Source organism: Candidatus Edwardsbacteria bacterium RifOxyA12_full_54_48, from assembly GCA_001777915.1.
Taxonomy (GTDB): domain Bacteria; phylum Edwardsbacteria; class AC1; order AC1; family EtOH8; genus UBA2226.
Window position 1 is genome coordinate 808,830 of sequence record MFFN01000004.1, and the last position, 20,723, is coordinate 829,552.

18 protein-coding genes and 1 pseudogene are annotated in these 20,723 nt (G+C 55.2%); 18 read left to right on the plus strand and 1 reads right to left on the minus strand.

Annotated features, from left to right (window positions below; translation table 11 throughout):
• Window positions 1-5: 5 nt before the first annotated feature.
• From A2273_05280 to A2273_05360, 17 genes and pseudogenes are all read left to right on the plus strand, one after another.
• Window positions 6-1,436, plus strand: coding sequence for a hypothetical protein (locus tag A2273_05280; protein OGF07876.1), 1,431 nt, complete (start codon window positions 6-8; stop codon window positions 1,434-1,436).
• 30 nt (window positions 1,437-1,466) lie between these two features.
• Window positions 1,467-2,456 (plus strand): GHMP kinase, encoded by a 990-nt coding sequence (locus A2273_05285; protein OGF07877.1) that lies wholly within the window; start codon window positions 1,467-1,469, stop codon window positions 2,454-2,456.
• Window positions 2,457-2,462: 6 nt separating this feature from the next.
• On the plus strand, window positions 2,463-3,578 hold the full coding sequence (locus tag A2273_05290; GenBank protein ID OGF07878.1) for an epimerase: 1,116 nt from the start codon (window positions 2,463-2,465) through the stop codon (window positions 3,576-3,578).
• The gene (locus tag A2273_05295; protein ID OGF07879.1) at window positions 3,575-4,282 is read left to right on the plus strand and encodes a hypothetical protein; all 708 of its coding nucleotides are present in this window, start codon (window positions 3,575-3,577) and stop codon (window positions 4,280-4,282) included. Before A2273_05290 ends, A2273_05295 begins: the two co-directional genes overlap by 4 nt.
• Window positions 4,279-4,854, plus strand: a complete 576-nt coding sequence (locus A2273_05300; GenBank protein ID OGF07880.1) for a hypothetical protein — start codon at window positions 4,279-4,281, stop codon at window positions 4,852-4,854. The genes A2273_05295 and A2273_05300 overlap by 4 nt, the downstream gene beginning before the upstream one ends.
• Before the next feature lie 6 nt (window positions 4,855-4,860).
• Window positions 4,861-5,391: a hypothetical protein gene (locus A2273_05305; GenBank protein OGF07881.1), complete on the plus strand. Its 531-nt coding sequence runs from the start codon at window positions 4,861-4,863 to the stop codon at window positions 5,389-5,391.
• Between the two features lie 72 nt (window positions 5,392-5,463).
• The gene (locus A2273_05310) at window positions 5,464-6,912 is read left to right on the plus strand and encodes a hypothetical protein (GenBank protein ID OGF07882.1); all 1,449 of its coding nucleotides are present in this window, start codon (window positions 5,464-5,466) and stop codon (window positions 6,910-6,912) included.
• Window positions 6,913-6,919: 7 nt separating this feature from the next.
• Complete coding sequence (locus A2273_05315; protein OGF07883.1) at window positions 6,920-8,035, plus strand: hypothetical protein; 1,116 nt, start codon at window positions 6,920-6,922, stop codon at window positions 8,033-8,035.
• Window positions 8,032-9,447, plus strand: a complete 1,416-nt coding sequence (locus A2273_05320; GenBank protein ID OGF07884.1) for a hypothetical protein — start codon at window positions 8,032-8,034, stop codon at window positions 9,445-9,447. Before A2273_05315 ends, A2273_05320 begins: the two co-directional genes overlap by 4 nt.
• 126 nt (window positions 9,448-9,573) lie before the next feature.
• Entirely contained in the window at window positions 9,574-10,677 is a 1,104-nt protein-coding gene (locus tag A2273_05325; protein OGF08035.1) for a hypothetical protein, read from the plus strand.
• Window positions 10,678-10,691: 14 nt separating this feature from the next.
• Window positions 10,692-11,242 (plus strand): annotated as a pseudogene (locus tag A2273_05330) (hypothetical protein).
• Window positions 11,230-11,907: a hypothetical protein gene (locus A2273_05335; protein OGF07885.1), complete on the plus strand. Its 678-nt coding sequence runs from the start codon at window positions 11,230-11,232 to the stop codon at window positions 11,905-11,907. The pseudogene A2273_05330 and the gene A2273_05335 overlap by 13 nt, the downstream one beginning before the upstream one ends.
• Window positions 11,895-12,632 carry an LPS export ABC transporter ATP-binding protein gene (locus A2273_05340; GenBank protein ID OGF07886.1) on the plus strand — a complete coding sequence of 246 codons (738 nt, stop codon included), beginning with the start codon at window positions 11,895-11,897 and terminating at the stop codon, window positions 12,630-12,632. Before A2273_05335 ends, A2273_05340 begins: the two co-directional genes overlap by 13 nt.
• A 208-nt stretch (window positions 12,633-12,840) precedes the next feature.
• Window positions 12,841-13,779, plus strand: coding sequence for a GDP-fucose synthetase (locus tag A2273_05345; GenBank protein ID OGF07887.1), 939 nt, complete (start codon window positions 12,841-12,843; stop codon window positions 13,777-13,779).
• Window positions 13,780-13,825: 46 nt separating this feature from the next.
• The gene (locus A2273_05350) at window positions 13,826-15,031 is read left to right on the plus strand and encodes an aminotransferase (GenBank protein OGF07888.1); all 1,206 of its coding nucleotides are present in this window, start codon (window positions 13,826-13,828) and stop codon (window positions 15,029-15,031) included.
• 337 nt (window positions 15,032-15,368) lie between these two features.
• A complete protein-coding gene (locus A2273_05355) occupies window positions 15,369-16,064 on the plus strand; it encodes a hypothetical protein (protein OGF07889.1) in 696 nt (231 codons plus the stop codon).
• Window positions 16,065-16,141: 77 nt separating this feature from the next.
• On the plus strand, window positions 16,142-17,689 hold the full coding sequence (locus tag A2273_05360) for a sodium:calcium symporter (GenBank protein OGF07890.1): 1,548 nt from the start codon (window positions 16,142-16,144) through the stop codon (window positions 17,687-17,689).
• A gap of 1,992 nt (window positions 17,690-19,681) precedes the next feature.
• On the opposite strand, the gene A2273_05365 is transcribed toward A2273_05360, so the two are convergent.
• Window positions 19,682-20,008, minus strand: coding sequence for a hypothetical protein (locus A2273_05365; protein OGF07891.1), 327 nt, complete (start codon window positions 20,006-20,008; stop codon window positions 19,682-19,684).
• 346 nt (window positions 20,009-20,354) lie between these two features.
• Between A2273_05365 and A2273_05370 the strand changes: the two genes are divergently transcribed.
• A complete protein-coding gene (locus tag A2273_05370) occupies window positions 20,355-20,714 on the plus strand; it encodes a hypothetical protein (GenBank protein ID OGF07892.1) in 360 nt (119 codons plus the stop codon).
• The last annotated feature ends 9 nt before the right edge of the window (window positions 20,715-20,723 follow it).

Sequence of the window (20,723 nt, forward strand, 5' to 3'; positions counted from 1 at the left end):
AAACAATGATTTGGCGCTCATCATTAAATAGCAGGATCGCCCAGCTGGTGGATTTTTTAACCGGCATTGCCGGTTTTGCGACCTCATATCTGCTATGGGGCCTGCTGTATAACAAAGATCCGAACTTTTTCCCCCGGCCCTTCTCGGTCGGCGCGGAACATATCTATTGCGTATTGTTCTGCAGCGCACTGTATGTGGTCCTGTTCGACGGGCAGAAAGCCTACAGCTACCTGCGTTTTACTTCGCTGGAAACCGAGTACAATATCGTGATCAGAGTGGTGGGGTTCGCCATTCTGGTGGATTTCTTCTTCCTGCATATGCTGGGCTACCGCGATATCCCCCGCACCGTTTTCATCCTATCCCTGGCGGTGGCCCTGATTTATTTCGCCATTCAGAAGACCATGTTGTTTTATTTGGCCGCCCTGGCCCGGGGGAGGGGCCATAACCGGAAAAGGGTGATAATTATAGGCACCGGACATCGGGCCCGGATGGTGGCGGAAAATGCCAGGAAACACCACGCCTGGGGGCTGGATATAATAGGACTGTTGACGGCCGACGACACCAGGGTGGGAAAGGAGTATTTCGGGATCAAGGTCCTGGATAATTACCGGAATATCGAAGAGATCATAAAAAGCCACAACCCTGAAGAAGTAATAGTCACCAGTTCCACCAAGAGCTTTGACCAGCTTCGGGATGTTTTTGACAAATGCGAGCTGGCCGGGATCCCGATCCGATTGATCTCTGATTTTTTTGGGTCGAACGTCAGTAATGTTCACATCGACAACGTATACGGCCTTAATGTGATCAGCCTTTATCTGGCCGAGCGGCCGGAGTGGAAATTAGCGTTTAAGAGGCTGATGGATATAATCCTTTCGCTGGCGGGGATAGTCCTGTTGCTGCCGTTATATGCCGCCATAGCTTTGATCATTCTGATACAGGATGGCCGGCCGGTGCTGTATGGCTGGAATGTGGTGGGCTATAAGAGGAAGCCCATTAAAAGCTGGAAATTTCGGACCATGGTGCGTAACGCCGATGAGCTCAAGAAGAAACTGATGGACCGGAACGAAATGACGGGCCCGGTTTTCAAGATAACCAACGACCCCCGGATAATTCCCATCGGACATTTCCTTCGTAAATATAGCCTGGATGAGCTGCCCCAGCTTTTCAGCGTGCTCAAGGGAGACCTCAGCCTGGTGGGGCCCCGGCCGCCGCTGCAATATGAATACCGGGAGTTCGATATTTGGCACCGAAGGAAATTATCGGTGAAGCCCGGTTTGACCTGTCTCTGGCAGGTATCGGGCCGCAATGATATCGTTGATTTCAACGAATGGGCCAGGCTGGACCTGGCATATATAGACAACTGGTCGCTGTGGCTGGATATCAAAATACTGATAAAGACAATTCCCGCGGTCCTGATGAGCCGGGGGGCAAAATGATCAACCCTGAAATATAAACGGATCAAGATCATGATAATATCACAAACACCTTTAAGGGTCAGCCTTTCCGGGGGCGGGACAGATTTTTATGATTATTATATACATCATGAGGGATTTGTGGTAAGCACCGCCATAGACAAATACGTGTTCGTGGTGGTTAAGGAGCGCTTTGACGATCTGATATATGTCTCCTACACCAAGAAGGAGATCGTGGAGAACATAAACGAAATTCAGCACGATCTGGTCCGGGAGGCGGCGAAAAGAACCGGCATGGACAAGGGTTTTGAGGTCTCCATGATGGCCGATATCCCGTCCGAGGGATCGGGACTGGGATCTTCCAGCAGCCTGACCGTCGGCCTGCTTAACGGCTTCTATCAGTATAACGGGGTGCAGGTAACGGCAGAGGACCTGGCCCAGCAGGCCTATGAGATCGAGGTCGGCATCCTGAAGCGTCCCATCGGGAAACAGGATCAATATATCGCTGCCTATGGCGGGCTGTCCTCCTTCAAATTCAAGAAGGACGATACGGTTTTGGTGGAAAAACTCAAGGTGGGCAATGATGTCAAAAGAAGATTGGGGGAAAACCTGCTGCTATTCTACACCAACATCAACCGCCTGTCTTCCACCATACTGACCGAACAGAAGGAAAACATCGGACACAAGCGGGAACATCTGGGAAAGATAAAACATTTGGCCCACGAGGTTCACGACTGCATCCTGAAGGGGACCCTGGATTGCGTGGGCGAGACCCTGGACCGAAACTGGATATATAAAAAGCAGCTTTCCTCAAACATCTCTAACCCGGTTATCGAGGAGATGCATGAGACTGCCATGAAGAACGGCGCCATCGGAGCCAAGATCTCCGGAGCCGGGGGAGGAGGTTTCCTTCTGGTCTACTGCCCCCGGGAGAAACAGGACCGGCTGCACCGGGCCATGAAGAAATACCGGGAAATGCCTTTTATGTTAGAACCCCAAGGCAGCCGGATAATATTCAATTACCGTAGGTATGATTGGAAGTAGGTGACTATGTCTCTTGTTTTGGTGACCGGCGGTGCGGGATTCATAGGTTCGCATACGGCGGACAGGTTGATAAGCTTGGGGTATCAGGTCAGGATACTTGATAATCTACAAAAGCCCGTACATTTAAAGGGGAAGCCAGATTACCTGAATCCAAAGGCCGAATTCATGCTGGGCGATGTGCGGGATAAGGAAACCATGATCCGGGCACTTGATGGGGTCGAATATGTGTTCCATTTTGCCGCCTACCAGGATTATCTTCCGGATTTTTCAACCTTCTTTCAGGTGAACTCGGTCAGCACCGCACTGATCTACGAAATTGCCGTGGAGAAAAACCTGCCCCTGAAGAAAGTGGTGGTGGCCTCTTCCCAATTTGTCCAAGGCGAGGGATTGTATAAAAAAAAGGACGGCTCCCTGGTTGCGCCCTACCAAAGGCCGCTGGCCCAATTGGAGGTTGGGGATTGGGAATGGAGGGACCAGGCCGGCCGGCCCATGGAGTGGCAGTGGACCCCGGAGAGCCATGCCAGTCCACCCAATGCCTACGCCATATCGAAATATTCCCAGGAACTGATGACCCTGGCCTTTGGGCGCAGATACCAGATACCATCGGTAGCTTTGCGCTATTCGATCGTCCAGGGCTCTCGCCAGTCCTTTTATAATGCCTACAGCGGGGCCTGCCGGATATTCAACCTGCATTATTTTTTCAACAAAGCTCCCACCATCTACGAGGATGGCCTTCAGCGGAGGGATTTTGTCAATATCCATGATGTGGTGGATGCCAATCTGCTGGTCATGCAGGATCCCCGGGCGGATTATAACGCCTATTGCATAGGCGGCGGTCATCCCTACACCGTCAGGGAATTTGCCGATATCGTGGCCAAGGTTCACGGAAAGGAACATTTAAAACCCAACATACCCGGCGAATTCAGGCTGGGCGACACCAGGCACACCTGTTCCGATATAGCTAAAATAAAAAAGCTGGGTTGGTCTCCCCGTAGAACGGCGGAGGATTCGGTAAAGGATTATCTGGAATATCTCAAGGCCCAGACCGATATAGAGGATATTCTGGAATATGCCGAAAAGACCATGAAGCAGTTGAACGTGGTCAGAATGGCCAGAAAATGAAGGCCTTCTTGCTGGCGGCCGGCCTTGGCACCCGGCTTCGCCCCCTGACCAACGATCTTCCCAAATGCCTGGTGCCGGTTGCCGGAAAGCCTTTGCTGAGCTGGTGGATAGAGCTTTTGGAGGAAAACGGCGTAGATGAGGTGCTGATCAATTTGCATCACCTGCCGGAGAAGGTGGAATATTTTTTAAAAGAACAGGGCACAAAAATCCGGTTCCGGATATTTTGTGAAGAAAAACTGCTGGGCAGCGCCGGAACCCTTAGGACCAACCGTGAGTTTGTGTGTCGGGAAAAAGAATTTTACATCTTGTATGCCGATAACCTGACAAATTATAACCTTACTGAATTTTTGGCCTTCCACCGCCGACAGAAAAGCCTCTTCAGCATGGCCCTGTTTCATTCCAAGAATCCCCAGGCCTGCGGCATCGCCCAGATAGACCAGCATAACACCATAACCAGCTTTGAAGAGAAACCGAAAAAACCTAAATCCACCCTGGCCAATGCCGGACTTTATATCTCCGGCCCAGCTATTTTGGATATGATCCCGGACCGGGAAACGGCCGATATCGGCTTTGACCTGCTCCCGCTGCTGTCCGGAAAGATGAAAGGCTGGATAACCGACGATTATTTGATAGATATCGGGACCTTGGAGAATCTGCGGAAGGCCGGCGAAGAATGGCCAAAAATAATAGGAGCGCGAACATGAGCTTCGAAAGCTATATCCGGGAACTTAATGAAACACTGTCTAAGATCGACCGGGGGCAGTTGGACGGGCTTGCCGACCTTTTGCTGAAGGCCTACCGTCAGGAAAGGACCATCTATGTTATCGGCAACGGCGGGTCGGCGGCCAACGCCTCGCATTTTGCCCAGGACCTGGCCAAGGGATGCCGGGGGGCACTGGACAGTGAAAGGCGCTTTAAGGCCATCAGCCTGACGGACAATGTCCCGTTCATTACCGCCCTGGCCAATGACGACGGCTATCAATATGTATTTGAACAGCAGCTGAGAACCTTTGCCAAAGCCGGGGATGTTCTGGTGGCCATCAGCGGCTCCGGCAACAGCCCGAATGTGTTGACGGCGGTGGACTGGGCCAACCACAGCGGTTTGACGACGGTCGGGGTCACCGGTTTTGATGGCGGAAAATTGAAAGCCTTGGCCGGACATCAGCTTCATGTTCCCCTGAACGACATGTGCACCGCCGAAAGCATACACTCAATTTTATTTCATTATGTAGTACTGGAGCTGCAGAAGATGCTTGACCTGAGCTGCCGGGGATAGGTTCTGATGCCCGGCAAAATAAAAAACATATTTTTGGACCGCGATGGGACCATCAATGAGATCATCTTCCGGGACTCCAAGGCCACCTCGCCCCGGTCGGTGGAGGAATTCCGGCTGCGGGACGATTTTATAAGATTCCACAGGATGGCAACTTCCCTGGGGCGGGACCTGTTTATAATCTCAAATCAACCGGAGGTTTCCCGGGGATTGATCGATCGGGGGTTTCTGGAACAGGTCGATCTGATGATAAGGTCGGCCTGCAGGATAAAGGATGTTTCCTACTGCCTGCATGACGACGGGGATGGATGCGACTGCCGCAAGCCCGAACCCGGCATGATCAACCGAATGATCGAAAAACACGCCCTGCAGAAAGATGAAACCATCATGATCGGGGACACCTGGAAGGATGTGGCTGCCGGCAAAGCCGCCGGAGTAAAAACCGTCATGTTGCGGAGGGATTATAACCGTCAGGCCAACTGCCAGCCGGATCACCAGGTTGACCAGCTGATGGATCTATGGGCAACCGGCATCTTCTAATCTTTTAAGAACGCTGTTGATAGTATGAGGACGATCAGAATAATAATAGGCCTTATTTGTGCCGCGTTCCTATTGGTGTCGAACCGGGCCCGGGCCTTCGATTACTCGGTGCCCGATCATTGGGGATACCGTCAACTGCTGGAGGAGCTGGAGATCAGGGGCCGGGCTCCGCTGTTGAAAGGATACGGGCCGTACAGCTATCAGGAGATAGCGGCGCTGATAGACAATCTGCCGAAGGAGGAATGGCGCTTAAATCACTCCGCAGCCTTGAACGCCTTCAATCCGGCCTGCGATGCCCTTCTTTTCATCAATCCCCGGGCCGCCGGCAATCTGGGAAGCGATACGCTGGACGGCCGGCTATACAACAAGACCTTCGGCGGGATAAATATCGGGCAGGGGCATTGGTCAATGGCCGGTGCTTACTATATGCTGGCCGGAGAACAGCCCGCCGCCGACTATTACAAAAAATTATGGAGGGGATTTTCCGGCGGTTCCGATCAGATGTATCTCAGGTACTCCTCATCCCGGGGGTACTTTCAGATAGGCAAGGATCATCTTTCCCTGGGGTCCGGACTGGTATTGTCCGGCCAGCAGGCCTTTGAAAAAGGGCAGGCGGAATACCGCCTCAATAAGCACCTCAAAATATTCTTCTTCACCGGACAGTTGGACAAGATGGCGGATTCCCCGGCCGTCTATAACCGATACCTGGCCGGACACCGGGCCGAACTGACCTTCGGAAGGGTACAACTGGGATTCAACGAATTTGCCATATACGGCGGAGAGGGCCGAAACATCGAACCATATTACCTCCTGCCGTTTTACATATTTCAGGCCGAACAGCTGAACAAGTTGTATGTCGACGACAATGTGATATGGGATATGGACATCAAGGCGGTGCTGCCGCCCTTCAGGTTCCGGGCCGAGTTGATGGTGGATGATTTTCAGATCGACAGCGAATCTCCCACCGACAACGAGCCGACCCAGGCCGGGTTCCTGGCCCAGGCCGATTGGGCCGTCCTGGATCGTCCCTTCTTTGCCACGGCTTCGATCAAATACCAGATGGTCACCGACTGGACCTTCAATCAGCCGAATATCTGGAATCGGTTCCTGTTCGAGGGACAGCCGCTGGGGGGTGAATATGGGAACGATTACGACCGCCTGTCCCTGGGGGCCAGCCTGGTGACCGGAAGGGACCGGGGCTCTTTGGAAATATACCACCGGAGGAAGGGGCAGGGAAGCATAGATCAGCCATGGAACGAGCCCTGGGTCAGCGACACCACCTGGCAGGGGAGATTCCCCACCGGAACCGTGGAGAGAGCAATGGGGGCCAAATTTGCAATGTCCCATTACCTGGGTCATTGGGATCCGCTGGCTATCGGGGGAGACTACTATCTGGTGGCCGAAACCGGGTGGGAGAGAACGAAGAACCTGCACCATTCAGCCGGCGCCACCGGGACCAGCTGGCAGATCAGGCTTGGCCTGGAGGCCATGTTCCGGTCTGATATATTCAAGATAGATTGAACCAATGATGGGCCATAATCCAAAGGTCGCCATAGTTCACGATTATCTTAACCAGTATGGCGGGGCGGAGAGGGTTCTGGAGCTTTTGCACCAGATCTATCCCGGGGCACCGGTCTATACCATTGTGCACGACCCAGCAAAAGTGCCGGCGGCCTACCGCGGATGGGAGATCAGGAGTTCTTTTATAAACCGTCTGCCCGGGTCCAGGGATCATTATGAAAAATATTTCTTCCTGTATCCCCGGGCGGTGGAAAGTTTCGATCTGAGCCGGTTCGACCTGGTGATATCCAGCTCCAGCGCCTGGGCCAAGGGGGCGGTGACCAGCAAGGATGCCTTTCATGTCTGCTACCTGTACAGCGCCATGCGGTTCGTCTGGGACTGGAAGGAGAATGTGCTGCGGGAGCATGGCCCGCTGATCCGGCCAGTGTTGAGCCGTTTTTTGGACGCGGTAAAAAAATGGGATATCAGAACCGCCCGTAACCCCGACCTGATCATAGTGGATTCCCAGGAGGTCCAGGGCCGGGTCAAGAGATATTACGGAAGGGAAACCCTGGTGCTCAATCCGGCGGTGGACACCGAATATTTCAGGCCCGGCGGAAAAGGGCCGGGGGACTATTACCTGGTGGTGGCCCGCCTGAAGCCTTACAAGCGGGTGGATGTAGCGGTGGAGGCCTTCAATAAAACCGGCCGCCAGCTGATAATAGCCGGCGATGGGCCGGAGTATAAAGCTTTGCAAAAGGCCGCCAATGACAACATAACCTTCGCCGGCAAGGTCAGCGATTCGCAGCTGCTGGAACTGTATCAAAATTGCCGGGCGCTTGTCTTTACCCCGTTGGAGGACTTCGGCATTGTCCCCCTGGAGGCCCAGGCCTGCGGCCGGCCGGTGATCGCCTTCGGCAAAGGCGGAGCCCTGGAGACGGTGATCGACCGGCGGACCGGGCTGTTTTTCCATCGCCAGGATCCGGAATCACTGTTGGAGGCGGTGGAGGAATTTGAGGGATCGGAGTTTTCCAGCGCGGTTATCAGGGAACACGCCGTCCGATTCGATAAAAAAATATTCATTGATAAATTCCGGGCCATCGTGGAGCAGGGGTACCAAAAACACAGGGGCGGGCAGCAATGACGATCAAAAAAAACTGGAAGTTCCTCTACTCCGGGATGACGGTGCTGGCCGACCTGCTGTGCGCCTGGTCTGCGGTTCACCTCAGCTGGTGGCTATGGTTCGACCTGATATCGTTTTCGCCGGTCCACCGGCCCAGCGAGCATCCGCTGAAGATGATGGTGGTGGTGGTATTTGGGACGGCCCTGATCTTGGGCGGCGGCTATCGCGGCATATTCAAGAAGAGCATTGACGATCAATGGGTGGAGATATATAAAACAGCCCTGTACAGCCTTTTGATAACCGCTGCCTGGGTGTTCGCCACCAAGGGTTACAATTATTCCCGGGGTTTCATAATCGCCTATTTTTTAATTCTCCCGGCGATCCTGTCCCTGGTCCGCCTGGCATTTTACCGGGTAAGAATTCATCTGATGAAATCCGGCTGGGGGGTCAAGAACGCCCTGATAATAGGGAACAGCCAGACCGCCCGCGATATCATCGACCAGCTGGCCATCCACCACGCCTTTGGCTATAAAATAGTCGGGATACTGACGGAGAACAGCCGGGACCTGAATTTTGCATATCGGGGGATCAAGGCCATAGGGCTGTCCCAGGAATGCGACAGGGTGGCCAGGCAATATGACGTCAGCCAAGTGTTCATTCCGGACCTTTCCGGGGAATTGACGGATTATAATTTTCTGATAGCTTCCTGCCGCAGACTTAATGTCGAAGTTCGGGTGGTATCCCACCAGGCCGATCTTTTGGCCCGGGTGGCCGGGATCTACGACATGGCGGGGATCTCGCTGCTGGAAAGGCGCAGCCGGCCGCTGGCAACCCTGTATGCCGTCCTCAAGAGGGCCAGCGACATCCTGGTCTCCGGGGTAGGCCTGGTGGCATGTTCGCCCCTTTTTGCCGTGATTGCAGCGGTGATCAGGCTGGATTCTCCGGGGCCGGTGTTCTTCAAACAGGAGCGGGTGAAAAAAGGAGGGAAGCCTTTTCAGCTCTACAAGTTCCGCACCATGTTTCAGGGATCCGACGGCATCAAGGATCAAATGTCCGGACAGAATGAGCTGGAAGGACCCATCTTCAAGACCCGCCAGGATCCCCGGATCACCCGGACCGGACGGTGGCTGAGACGCCTGAGCCTGGACGAGCTTCCCCAGCTGATCAACGTCTTCAAGGGGGAGATGAGCCTGGTGGGCCCGCGTCCCCCGCTGCCTTCGGAGGTGGAGCATTACCAGGAGTGGCACAAATACCGGCTTAACGGCCCCCAGGGCATGACCGGGCTTTGGCAGGTCTCCGGGCGAAGCGAGCTTTCATTCGAGGAGATGGTGCTGCTGGACATCTATTATCTTGAGTATAGTTCGCCCCTGATGGATCTGGAGATACTGATCAAAACCATTCCGGCGGTGATCAGCGCCAGGGGGGCCTACTGATCGATGACGGTTCACTGATAACATATTAAAGCAGATCGATAAGTGGAAAACACCGGGAATAAAAAGATATCGCCCAGCGTGGTCCGGCTGGGGTGGGTCAGCCTGCTGACCGACACCTCCTCGGAGATGCTGTACCCCCTGATCCCCCTCTTTCTGACCACGGTGCTGGGCGCCCCGATGGCGGCCCTGGGGCTGATCGAGGGGCTGGCCGAGAGCGCCGCCAGCATCCTGAAGATATTCTCGGGATGGTGGTCGGACCGGATCGGAAAACGCCGGCCCTTCGTGATCGGCGGCTATTCGCTGTCGGCCCTGTCCAAGCCGCTGATGATATTCGCCCTGACGGCCGGCTGGCCGCTGGTCCTTGTGCTGCGGGTGATGGACCGCACCGGCAAGGGCTTAAGGTCATCGGCCCGGGACGCCCTGATCGCCGACCACACCCCGGACTGTTTGCGGGGGCGGGCCTTCGGACTGCACCGGGCCATGGATTCCCTGGGAGCGGTGCTAGGCCCGCTGGCGGCCCTGTTCTTCATCAGCCGGCTGGGGGAGGACGCCGCGGCCTACCGGACGGTATTTTTATGGGCCTTCGTCCCGGCGGTGCTGGGGGTGTTCCTGCTGTTCACCGTCCGGGACAAGCCCTTTGTCAGCCGCTATGTAAAACCCCATTTCCAGTGGAAGGCCTTCAACCGGGATTTCAAGATATTCATTTTCATCAACCTGATCTTCGCCGTCGGCAACTCATCGGATGTCTTCCTGATCGTCCGGGCCAAGGAGCTGTTTGCCGTCAATCCGGTGGTGATGTCGCTGCTGGCCTACATGCTGTACAACCTGACCTATTCCCTGGGCTCCTACCCGGCCGGGATGCTGGCCGACCGGATAGGTTCGCGCAAGGTCTTCACCCTGGGGCTGCTGGTCTTCGGGCTGGTCTATCTGGGATTCGCCTTCAATCACAGCCCGCATATGCTGTGGGCGCTGTTCGCGGTCTACGGGTTCTACACCGCCCTGACCGACGGGGTGGGCAAGGCCTATGCCTCCAAGCTGGTGCAGCAGGAGCTGCGGGCCACCGGGATGGGGGTGTACCACATGTCGACCGGACTGGCCAGCTTTGTGGCCAGCACCATCGCCGGGCTGTTGTGGCAGACCCTGGGGTTCAGGTCCGCCTTCGTCTTCGGAGCGGCCGCCGCCCTGCTGGCGGCGATCATGTTCGTATTTTTAGTCAAAGGAAAGAAATAAAAAAAGTTCATAGCGTGCCAGAAAACGAACCAAAATATAAAAGAAGGTCGATTCGTTTGCCAGAGCATGATTATTCAAAACCAGGTTTATATTTTCTGACAATTTGTGTTAAGGATCATCGGTGTCTGCTGGGAAAGATCAAAAATGGAGATTGCGTTCTATCCCAGGTTGGCCGGATCGTTAAAAAGAACTGGATGGATATCCCAAATGCGTTTTCCGGTGTTATTTTGGATGATCATGTGATAATGCCAAATCATATCCACGGCGTGATCATATTGGCCGGGCATGGTAGATTAATCAAACCCCTACAGGTAACGATGATAAATGGATATTGATGAAAAATCCGAAACAAACCTTGGGGAAAATAGTCCGGCATTTCAAGGCTAAATCGGCCAAGCAGGTCCATGATGCTGGAGGAGCCATATTTAAATGGCAAAGGAATTATTGGGAGCACATAATTCGCAACGAAAAATCATATTATAAAATAAAAGAATACATGTACCAGAATCCTTTATACTGGTCGCAGGACGAAGAAAATCCGGGAAGAGATAGATGCACCCAGTAATTGAGGCCATAGATGTGAACCGGATATTCCCGGCTCCCAAAGGCGATCTTAAGGTCCTGGCAGAACTGTCCTTCTCCATCGAAAGAGGCGGAACCGCCTCCATCGTGGGGGCCTCGGGCTCGGGCAAATCCACCCTGCTGCACATCCTGGGATGCCTGGACCGGCCCACCGCGGGAAAGATCCTGCTGGGCGGGCAGGACACCTCGCTGCTGTCCGACCACGACCTGGCGGGGGCCAGGAACAAAAGCATCGGCTTCGTCTTCCAGTTCCACCATCTGCTGCCGGAGTTCACCGCGGTCGAGAACGTGGCCCTGCCCCTGCTGGTCGGAGGCATGGAAAAAAACGAGTCGTTGGCCCTGGCCCAGCAGCTGATGGACGAGGTGGGCCTCAAAGAGAGGTGCCTGCACCGGCCCTCGGAGCTGTCGGGCGGGGAACAGCAGAGGGTGGCGGTGGCCCGGGCCCTGGCCAATTCGCCGGAGGTCATCCTGGCCGATGAGCCCACCGGCAACCTGGACAGCCGGTCCGGGGGGGCGGTGGCCGACCTGCTGTGGCGGATGAACCGGGAGAAGAATATCGCACTGGTGCTGGTGACCCACAATACCGAACTGGCCGGGCGGGCCGACAGGATAATGGAACTGAAGGATGGAAGATTATGGCCCAAGTGAACAATCGCTCCCTCAAGGTCAAGGACATCTACAAAAGCTACCGCAAGCACCGGGCGGTGAACGGCATCTCCATCGAGATCAATCAGGGGGAGATCGTGGGGCTGCTGGGGCCCAACGGGGCCGGCAAGACCACCACCTTCAACATCATCACCGGGCTGGTCAAGCCCGACGAGGGCACGGTGCGCCTGGATGAAACGGACATCACCGAGATGCCGATGTACCAGCGGGCCCGGCACGGCCTGGGCTACCTGACCCAGGAGTCCTCGGTGTTCCGCAAGCTGACGGTGGCCGAGAACATCATGGCCATCCTGGAGATGATGCCGCTGAGCCGGCAGCAGCGGCAGGATCGTCTTAAAGATCTGCTGCAGGAGCTGAGCATCACCCATCTGGCCGACAAGAAAGCCCATTCCATCTCCGGCGGGGAGCGGCGCCGGGTGGAGGTGACCCGGGCCCTGGTCACCAATCCGGCCTTTCTGCTGCTGGACGAGCCGTTCACCGGGATAGATCCCATTGCCCGGGCCGACATCCAGCAGGTGGTGGTCAAGCTCAAGGAGCGCGGCATCGGGGTGCTGCTGACCGATCACAACGTCCGGGAGACCCTGGAGATCACCGACCGGGCCTACGTGATCTACGAGGGCCAGGTGTTCGCCTCGGGCACGCCCCAGGAGATCGTGGACCACGCCGGGGCCCGGGAGAAGTTTCTGGGGGACAAGTTCACCCTGTGAGGCCGGAGGGGGATTTATTAACGCGGCAATGGAATAGGTCAATAATACCGATTGTCATGCCATTCGCGCATCAAGTGCGGGATAAATTCCGAATGGCCTCCCGGCCTGGATTCCAGCCTGCGCTGGAATGACAGGGGCGGGAATGACAAGTTGCTGTATTTAATTGTCGGAGTAATAATAAGCCGGATCATTATATAAGGAAAATACCATGGAGAAAAGTTCCAAGATCTATGTGGCCGGACATGCCGGGCTGGTGGGATCGGCCATGCTGAAGCAACTGAAAGGGAAAGGCTATCACAATATCATTCTGCGGGAGATGAGCCAGCTGAACCTGCGGGACCAGCCGGCGGTGGGTGAATTCTTCCAAGCCGAAAAACCGGAATATGTGTTTCTGGCGGCGGCCATGGTGGGCGGCATCCATGCCAACAACACCTATCCGGCCGATTTCATCTACGACAACCTGCTGATAGAGTGCAATGTCATCCATGCCTCCTATCTCAGCCGGGTCAAAAAGCTGCTGTTTCTGGGCTCATCCTGCATCTATCCCCGGGATTGCCCCCAGCCCATGAAGGAGGAATACCTGCTGACCGGCCCGCTGGAGCCCACCAACGAGCCCTACGCGGTGGCCAAGATCGCCGGGATCAAGATGTGCCAGGCCTACAACAAGCAGTACGGCACCAAATTCATCTCGGTGATGCCCACCAATCTGTACGGACCCAACGACAATTACCATCCCCTCAATTCGCATGTCCTGCCGGCCCTGATCCGCCGCTTTCACCAGGCAAAAATAGAGAACAAACCGTTCGTGGAGGCCTGGGGCACCGGCTCGCCCCGCCGGGAGTTCTACTATTCCGAGGATATGGCGGCGGCCTGCATCTTTTTGATGGAAACCTACGACGGCAGCCAGATGGTCAACATCGGCTGCGGGCAGGATATGACCATCCGGGAGCTGACCGTCCTGGTGGCCCAAACCGTGGGTTATCAGGGCCAGATCCGGTGGGATGGATCCAAGCCCGACGGCACCCCCCGGAAGCTGCTGGACGTCAGCCGGCTGCACGCCCTGGGCTGGACCAGGCACACCCCCCTGGAGGAGGGCCTCAAGCTGGCCTACCGGGATTTTCTGGAGAATCCCAAGATCAGAAAATAATGACAATGCATTCAAATAAATAAATACAAAGATGGAGGAACATGGGATGATCAAAGACCTTTCTGCTTTCTATTCCAAGAATGCCCTGAACATGAAACGCTCCGAGATCCGGGAGCTTCTCAAATACACCCGCAAGCCGGAGATCATCTCCTTTGCCGGCGGGCTGCCCGCCCCCCAGACCTTCCCCCTGAAGGACATCGAGGAGATCGCCTGCCAGGTGCTGAGGGAGAAGGGGAATGTGGCCTTGCAGTACGGCACCACCGAGGGCGAACTGCCGCTGCGCCAGGAGATAGCCAAGTGGATGGCGGCGCACAAGGCGGGCATCAATCCCGATAACATCATGATCACCTCCGGCTCCCAGCAGGGGCTGGACATCATCGCCAAGGTATTCATCGATCCGGGCGATCCCATCATCGTGGAGCTGCCCAGCTATATCGGCGGACTGCAGGCCTTTCAGGCCTACCGGGCCAAGATGATCGGCATCCCCCAGGACAACGACGGGATGAAGGTGGACAAGCTGGAGAAGGTCCTGGCCAAGATGGCCCGGAAGAACAAGAAGCCAAAATTCATCTATGTGGTGCCGGATTTTCAGAACCCCTCGGGGGTGACCATGCCGCTGGAGCGCCGCAAAAAACTGCTGGAGCTGGCCTACCAGTACCAGGTGCCGGTCATAGAGGACAGCCCCTACCGCGACCTGCGCTTCACCGGGGACGACGTGCCGCCCATCTACAGCCTGGACACCCAGGACCAGGTGATAGTGCTGGGCACCTTCTCCAAGATATTATGCCCCGGCCTGAGGCTGGCCTGGATGATGGCCCCGGCCGCCTGGACCGACCGGATGATAGTCTCCAAGCAGAGCATGGATCTGGCCTGCCCCACCTTCAACCAGCTGATCGTGGCCGAGTACATGAAGCGCGGCCTGCTGCAGCCGCAGATCGAGAGCATCAAAAAACTGTACGGCAAAAAGCGGGAGGTGATGCTGAAGGCCCTCAAGAAGAACATGCCCAAGGGGGTCAAGTGGACCAAGCCGGAGGGCGGGCTGTTCCTGTGGGTCAAACTGCCCAAGAACCTGAGCGCCACCGAGTTGTTCATGAAGGCCATCGAGGAGAACGTGGCCTATGTGATAGGCTCGGCCTTCCACTGCGACGGCAAGGGCCAGAACACCATGCGGCTGAACTTCTCCTACGCCTCGGAGGAGCAGATCGAGGAGGGCGTCAAGCGGCTGGCCAATATGATCAGAAAGAATATGTGATCCCGGCTATATAAGCAGAAGGGGTATACAGTATATGGTATACAGGAGACAGTTAGTAGTTTAAAAGCCGAATCTGTCACACTGAGAAGACCTGCTTGTCTGGCTGGCTGAGTGCCTCCGCTAAAGCTTTGGCACTCGTGGAAGCCAAACATGTAAGCGAAAGCGGAATGTGTGTGCATAGAATTAAGGATACGAATCATTGCCACCCGTTCAGTGTGTCGGGCGGGGGATCTCTCAGGGTGACAACCCCAGGGTGCATTGTGGAGATGTAGGTATGACTAGGCGGCCAAGGATAATTCTGGGCATCAGCCTGTGGCTATGTCTGACGTCGGCAGCCATGGCCCAGCCGGCCTTCAAGCAACGGCAGTTACAGTACCCCCGGGTCCGGGCGGCCTTCGTCGAGAAAGAGCCGTTGCTTAAGGCAAAATTTTCGGAAAAGGAATTGGCCTACCCGCCCGCCAACATCTTCCTCCGGATATTCAAAAATGAAAAGCAGGTAGAGGTCTGGGTGGGATCGGGGCAAAACGGATATCAATTGGCCGAAATTTATGATATCTGCTCCTCGTCCGGGGGATTGGGGCCCAAGCGGGCCCGGGGAGACCGGCAGGTGCCGGAGGGCTTTTATCACATCAGCCATTTCAATCCGGCCAGCAGTTTTCACCTGTCGCTGGGCCTCAGCTATCCCAACCGCTCCGACCGGATCCTCAAAAAGGGGAGCGATCCCGGGGGCTCCATCTACATCCATGGCGACTGCGTGACCATCGGTTGTATTCCCATAACCGACGACAGGATCAAAGAACTGTATGTCCTGGCGGTGGAGGCCCGGGCCGCCGGGCAGGCCAGGATCCCGGTGCATGTCTTTCCGGCCAGGCTGGACAGCCTGAACTTCGCGGCCCTCCAAAGGGAATATGCCGGGGATGGGGCGCTGATAGGATTCTGGGAGAACCTCAAGACCGGCTATGACCGGTTCCAGTCATCGGGCCGGGTCCCCAAGGTCACCATCGACAATAAGGGAAAATATCTGTTTGAATAAATACGCCATCTGGGAGGTGGTCAGTTACTCTTTTTGAACGTTTTCAACCTTTTTATCTTTTTAAGAAGGGTGCAATTATGCCTGATAAAAGAGAACACTGGGGATCCAAACTGGGGGTGATACTGGCGGTGGCCGGCAGCGCGGTGGGGCTGGGAAATTTCCTAAGGTTCCCGGCCAAGGCGGTGCTGAACGGCGGCGGCGCCTTTATGATCCCCTATTTTGTGGCCTTTTTGCTGCTGGGCATCCCCCTGATGTGGGTGGAGTGGACCCTGGGCCGGATGGGCGGACAGCGGGGCCACGGCACCGCGCCGGGCATCTTCGACGCCCTGGACGGGACCGGCCGGTGGGCCAAATATCTGGGCATCATCGGCATCCTGGGGCCGTTCGTGATCCTGATCTATTACCTGTACATCGAGTCCTGGACCCTGGCCTATGCCTGGTACTCCTTCAGCGGTCACCTGTCACGGGCGGCCGACCAGGCCTCCATGAAGGCCTTTCTTTCCGGCTACCAGGGATTGGCCCACAATCAATTTTTTTCCGGACGGGGTCCGGCCTACACCTTCTTCATCATCACCTTTCTGCTGAACTTCTTCTTCATCTATAAGGGGCTGCAGGGCGGGATCGAAAAGCTCTCCAGGTACGGAATGCCGGTGCTGCTGGGCATCGGGGTCCTGCTGGCGGTCCGGGTGCTGACCCTGGGCACGCCGGATCCGGCCCTGCCGGAACTGTCGGTGAGGAACGCCCTGGGCTTCGTCTGGAATCCCGATTTCTCCCAGCTGGCCAACGCCCGGGTGTGGCTGGAGGCGGCCGGGCAGATATTCTTCACCCTGTCGGTGGGCATCGGCGTCATTCTGACCTACGCCAGCTACCTGCGGAAGAACGACGACGTGGCCCTGTCCGGCCTGTCGGCCGCGGCCACCAACGAGTTCTGCGAGGTGATCCTGGGGGCCTCCATCATCATCCCGGCGGCCTTCATCTTCTTCGGCGGGAGCGGGGCGCTGGAGGTGGCCCAGAGCGGGACCTTCAACCTGGGCTTCGTCACCATGCCCCTGATCTTCGAGAAGCTGCCGCTGGGCGCGCTGTTCTCCGGGCTGTGGTTCCTGCTGCTGCTGATCGCCGGCATCACCTCCTCGGTGTCCCTGATCCAGCCGGCGGTGTCCTTTCTGGAGGACGAGTTCAATTTCTCCCGCCGCAAGGCCACCCTGACCCTGGGGGCGGCGGCCTTTCTGGCCTGCCAGCCGGCCATCTTCTTTTTGGGCCACGGCTTTGTGGACGAGCTGGACTTCTGGGGCGGCACTTTCTTCCTGGTGGTGTTCGCCACCATCGAGATCATCCTGTTCGCCTGGGTGTTCGGCATCAAGAAGGGCTGGGAGGAGATGCACCAGGGGGCCCGGATGAAGATCCCGGCGATCTACCAGCCCATCATCAAGTACGTCACCCCGGCCTATCTGCTGATCCTGCTGGGGGTGTGGTCCTACCAGCAGTTCTGGCCGTTCATGGTGATGAAGGGCATAGCCCCGGCCGACCGGCCCTACATGTGGGGGGCCAGGATCTTGATCCTCCTGCTGGGGGCGGCCCTGGCGGCCATGGTGGCCCGGGCCTGGGGGAAGAGAAAGAAGGCATGATAAGTTCAAGGTTAAAAAAGTTTAAAAAGTTCGAAAGGTTTCAAGCACAACAAGGAGGCATGGTATGAACCTGTGGGGCGCGATATTCATGGCCCTGTCCTGGGCCACCATTCTTTTCCTGGTGATATATTCCTTCGGGAAGATATTCTCCGAGAAGCCGGAGGACCCCAACGGCGGGCAATAGGGGTTTTCACCGCAGAGAGGCGCAGAGGACACAGAGACCTTTTCACCACAAAGACACCAAGGCACAAAGATACTTGGATCATTACAGTCATTGCGAAAACACTCCCTGCCACCCAGCGGGTGCAATCCTCTATCTTGTCACCCCGGGGCTTTTTCACCGCCAAGCGATGCACTGAGTTTAATCGAAGTGACGCAAAGGACGCAAAGATAATTTAGTTAATAGTTATTGGTGGTTGGCCAATCAAATATAATGGCCCAATATCGTAGGGGAGGGTTTAAAACCCTCCCCTACATGCATGCCCGGCGGGAAATATTGTGCCATTTTGGGATTTGTGTGACATTTGGTCACAGCGGGGGAAATTTATGATCGCCAAGAGGTTATAGGAAGAGGCGGGGAAAAGCGGGACATTATGTCCCGCTTTTTTGTTTGGGAAGGGGGAGGGGGGAATTGGCAGGCCCGGGGATGACAAGGGTTTGCCGGCGGCCGGCCGGTGCGGCACAGGTTTTGCGTTTGTAAATATGTTAAATATAAATCTTTAACATATTCTCATGGGGTTGGAACAGGGCCTTACTTTCTCTTGTGACACCCCTCCCTTTATCCCTCCCCGATACGGGGAGGGTAGGGTGGGGTCGGAAGTCTTATCCGCCCGGCAATTTCCGGCAGGAATGATATCCCCGGGCTAAATTCCTTGACCAGGGCGGGGTGCCCTGCTCTGCAATGAATTTTCACGCCCGCTCCCGCCAAAGCAAAATTGCCGCAGGCGGGGAACGGCCCTTGACAGTTCTTCCGCCACCGCAGGTAAATCCATATAGGCGGATCCGCCTTTGGCGTGACTTTGCAACTTTCTCTTCAAAGAGAAAGTGGGGAAAGGGTGGTTTTGGTACCATGCTTTACTTTCTCTTACAGCACCAGTTAACACCTTGAAAGGAGTTAAGATGTAAAGAAATAATATTACCTAATAATATTAAAAACAACAACAACCGACAAAGGAAAAGAAAATGAAAAAAGTATTTTTGGTTCTAACATTAGTTTTACTGGCGGTGACGGTTTTTTCAACAACAGCAGATGCAGACACGTGGTGCGTATGTTATGGGATGGTGCGCAACGGGGATCTTGTAAATTATCCGCCATTGGCTGGGGCCACTTGCACCTTGGTAGAAAATGGCTGGTATACAACCAGCACCAGCACGGGCAATTTTAGCATTAACCTACCAGGCACAACTTTACCTTCGGGCTATTACCATGTAAGGGTGACAAAAGCCGGTATGACCACGATTGAGAAATCGTTTTACTACGATAGCACAAACCACAACGGTACAGATGTGGGCGATTTTCGCTTACATGAAATTTAAACCATAACAGCGTATTATTTATTAAATAGAGCACTATCGTTTATAACAATTTAACGTGTGTGCTCTTTTTAAAACAGTATTTGCCCGCTCCCGCCAAAGCAAAATTGCCGCAGGCGGGGAACCAGGGAACCGTCCGGTCGCATCAGCGCTGCTGCTGAACCAAGAAGGCCGTTAAGAATTTGGCAGTGTCTGAAGCGCAGCGAGTTTGTCAAATTTAGGCCGCCGGTCTGCGGCCACCGGGCAGAGGTGCAGCGACAGTTCTCTTTGCAACTTTCTCTTCAAAGAGAAAGTGGGGAAAGGGTGGTTTTGGTACACCAGTGCCCGGCCTTACTTTCTCTTGTGACCAAGAGAAAGTAACAAAGAGAAGTCTTATCCGCCCGGCAATTACCGGCAGGAATGATATCCCCGGGCTAAATTCCTTGACCAGGGCGGGGTGCCCTGCTCTGCAATGAATTTTCACGCCCGTTTCAGCCAAAGCAAAATTGCCGAAGGCGGGGAACGGCCCTTGACCGGTTCATTCTTCCCCGGCCCGGCTTGGGTTTGGTACTGCAAAATTGCCGCAGGCGGGGAACGGCCCTTGACCGGTTCGTGCTTAACCGGCCAAGCTTGGATTGGACGGGTTAACGTAACCCAGGTCGCATCAGCTCTGCTGCTGAACCAAGAAGGCCGTGAATAATTTGGCAGTGTCTGAAGCGCAGCGAGTTTGTCAAATTTAGGCCGCCGGTCTGCGGCCACCGGGCAGAGGTGCAGCGACGAGCTTTTTTCTTTTTGGTTCTTTTTCATTTTGGCGGCACAAAAAAGAAAAAGAACAATATCATTTCCTTGGTTGGTACTTACTTTTCTGTAGGCCAGAAAAGTAACAAAAGCATGTCCCGAGCAAGACCCATGCAAAACAAACGAGGGAAGCCTTGCCTGCCTGGCAGGTTGAACAGGCGGTAATTGTCATCCAACAAACTGTTATGCCTCGAAGTGTACTCAGGATGACAAGATCTTTTTCCCGCCAAAGCAAAATTGCCGCAGGCGGGGAACGACCACCGACGAGCTTTTGAACACAACCATCCTGGCCAATATAAAACCGCCCACCAAAAGCAAAAGGCAATAAACAATTTCAAACTAACGAAAGGATTATATGAAGAAAAGCATGATCCTGCTGGCCATCGCGCTGGTTTGCCTGGCCTCGCTGGCCCAGGCCGATATGGCCTGGTGCAACGGCAACGCAAGGAACACCACCAACGGTTATCTTAACGGTTGGACCATCAAATGCAATAGCGGAACCTATGGAACTTCGCCGGCGGATGCACCCTATGCAGACTTTGCCATGCCCTACGATATGCACCCAGCTGCCGGGTATTACTTTTTTACCGCCGACTCTTCGAGCCAGAAAAAAAGGTATTCAATTTCAACCTATTACTATGACGGCAGCACTGCCGGGGTTGAGTATGGGAATATTGTTTTCAGTATAAACATGCCTAATTACCTGGGCCACTAATTAAGAACC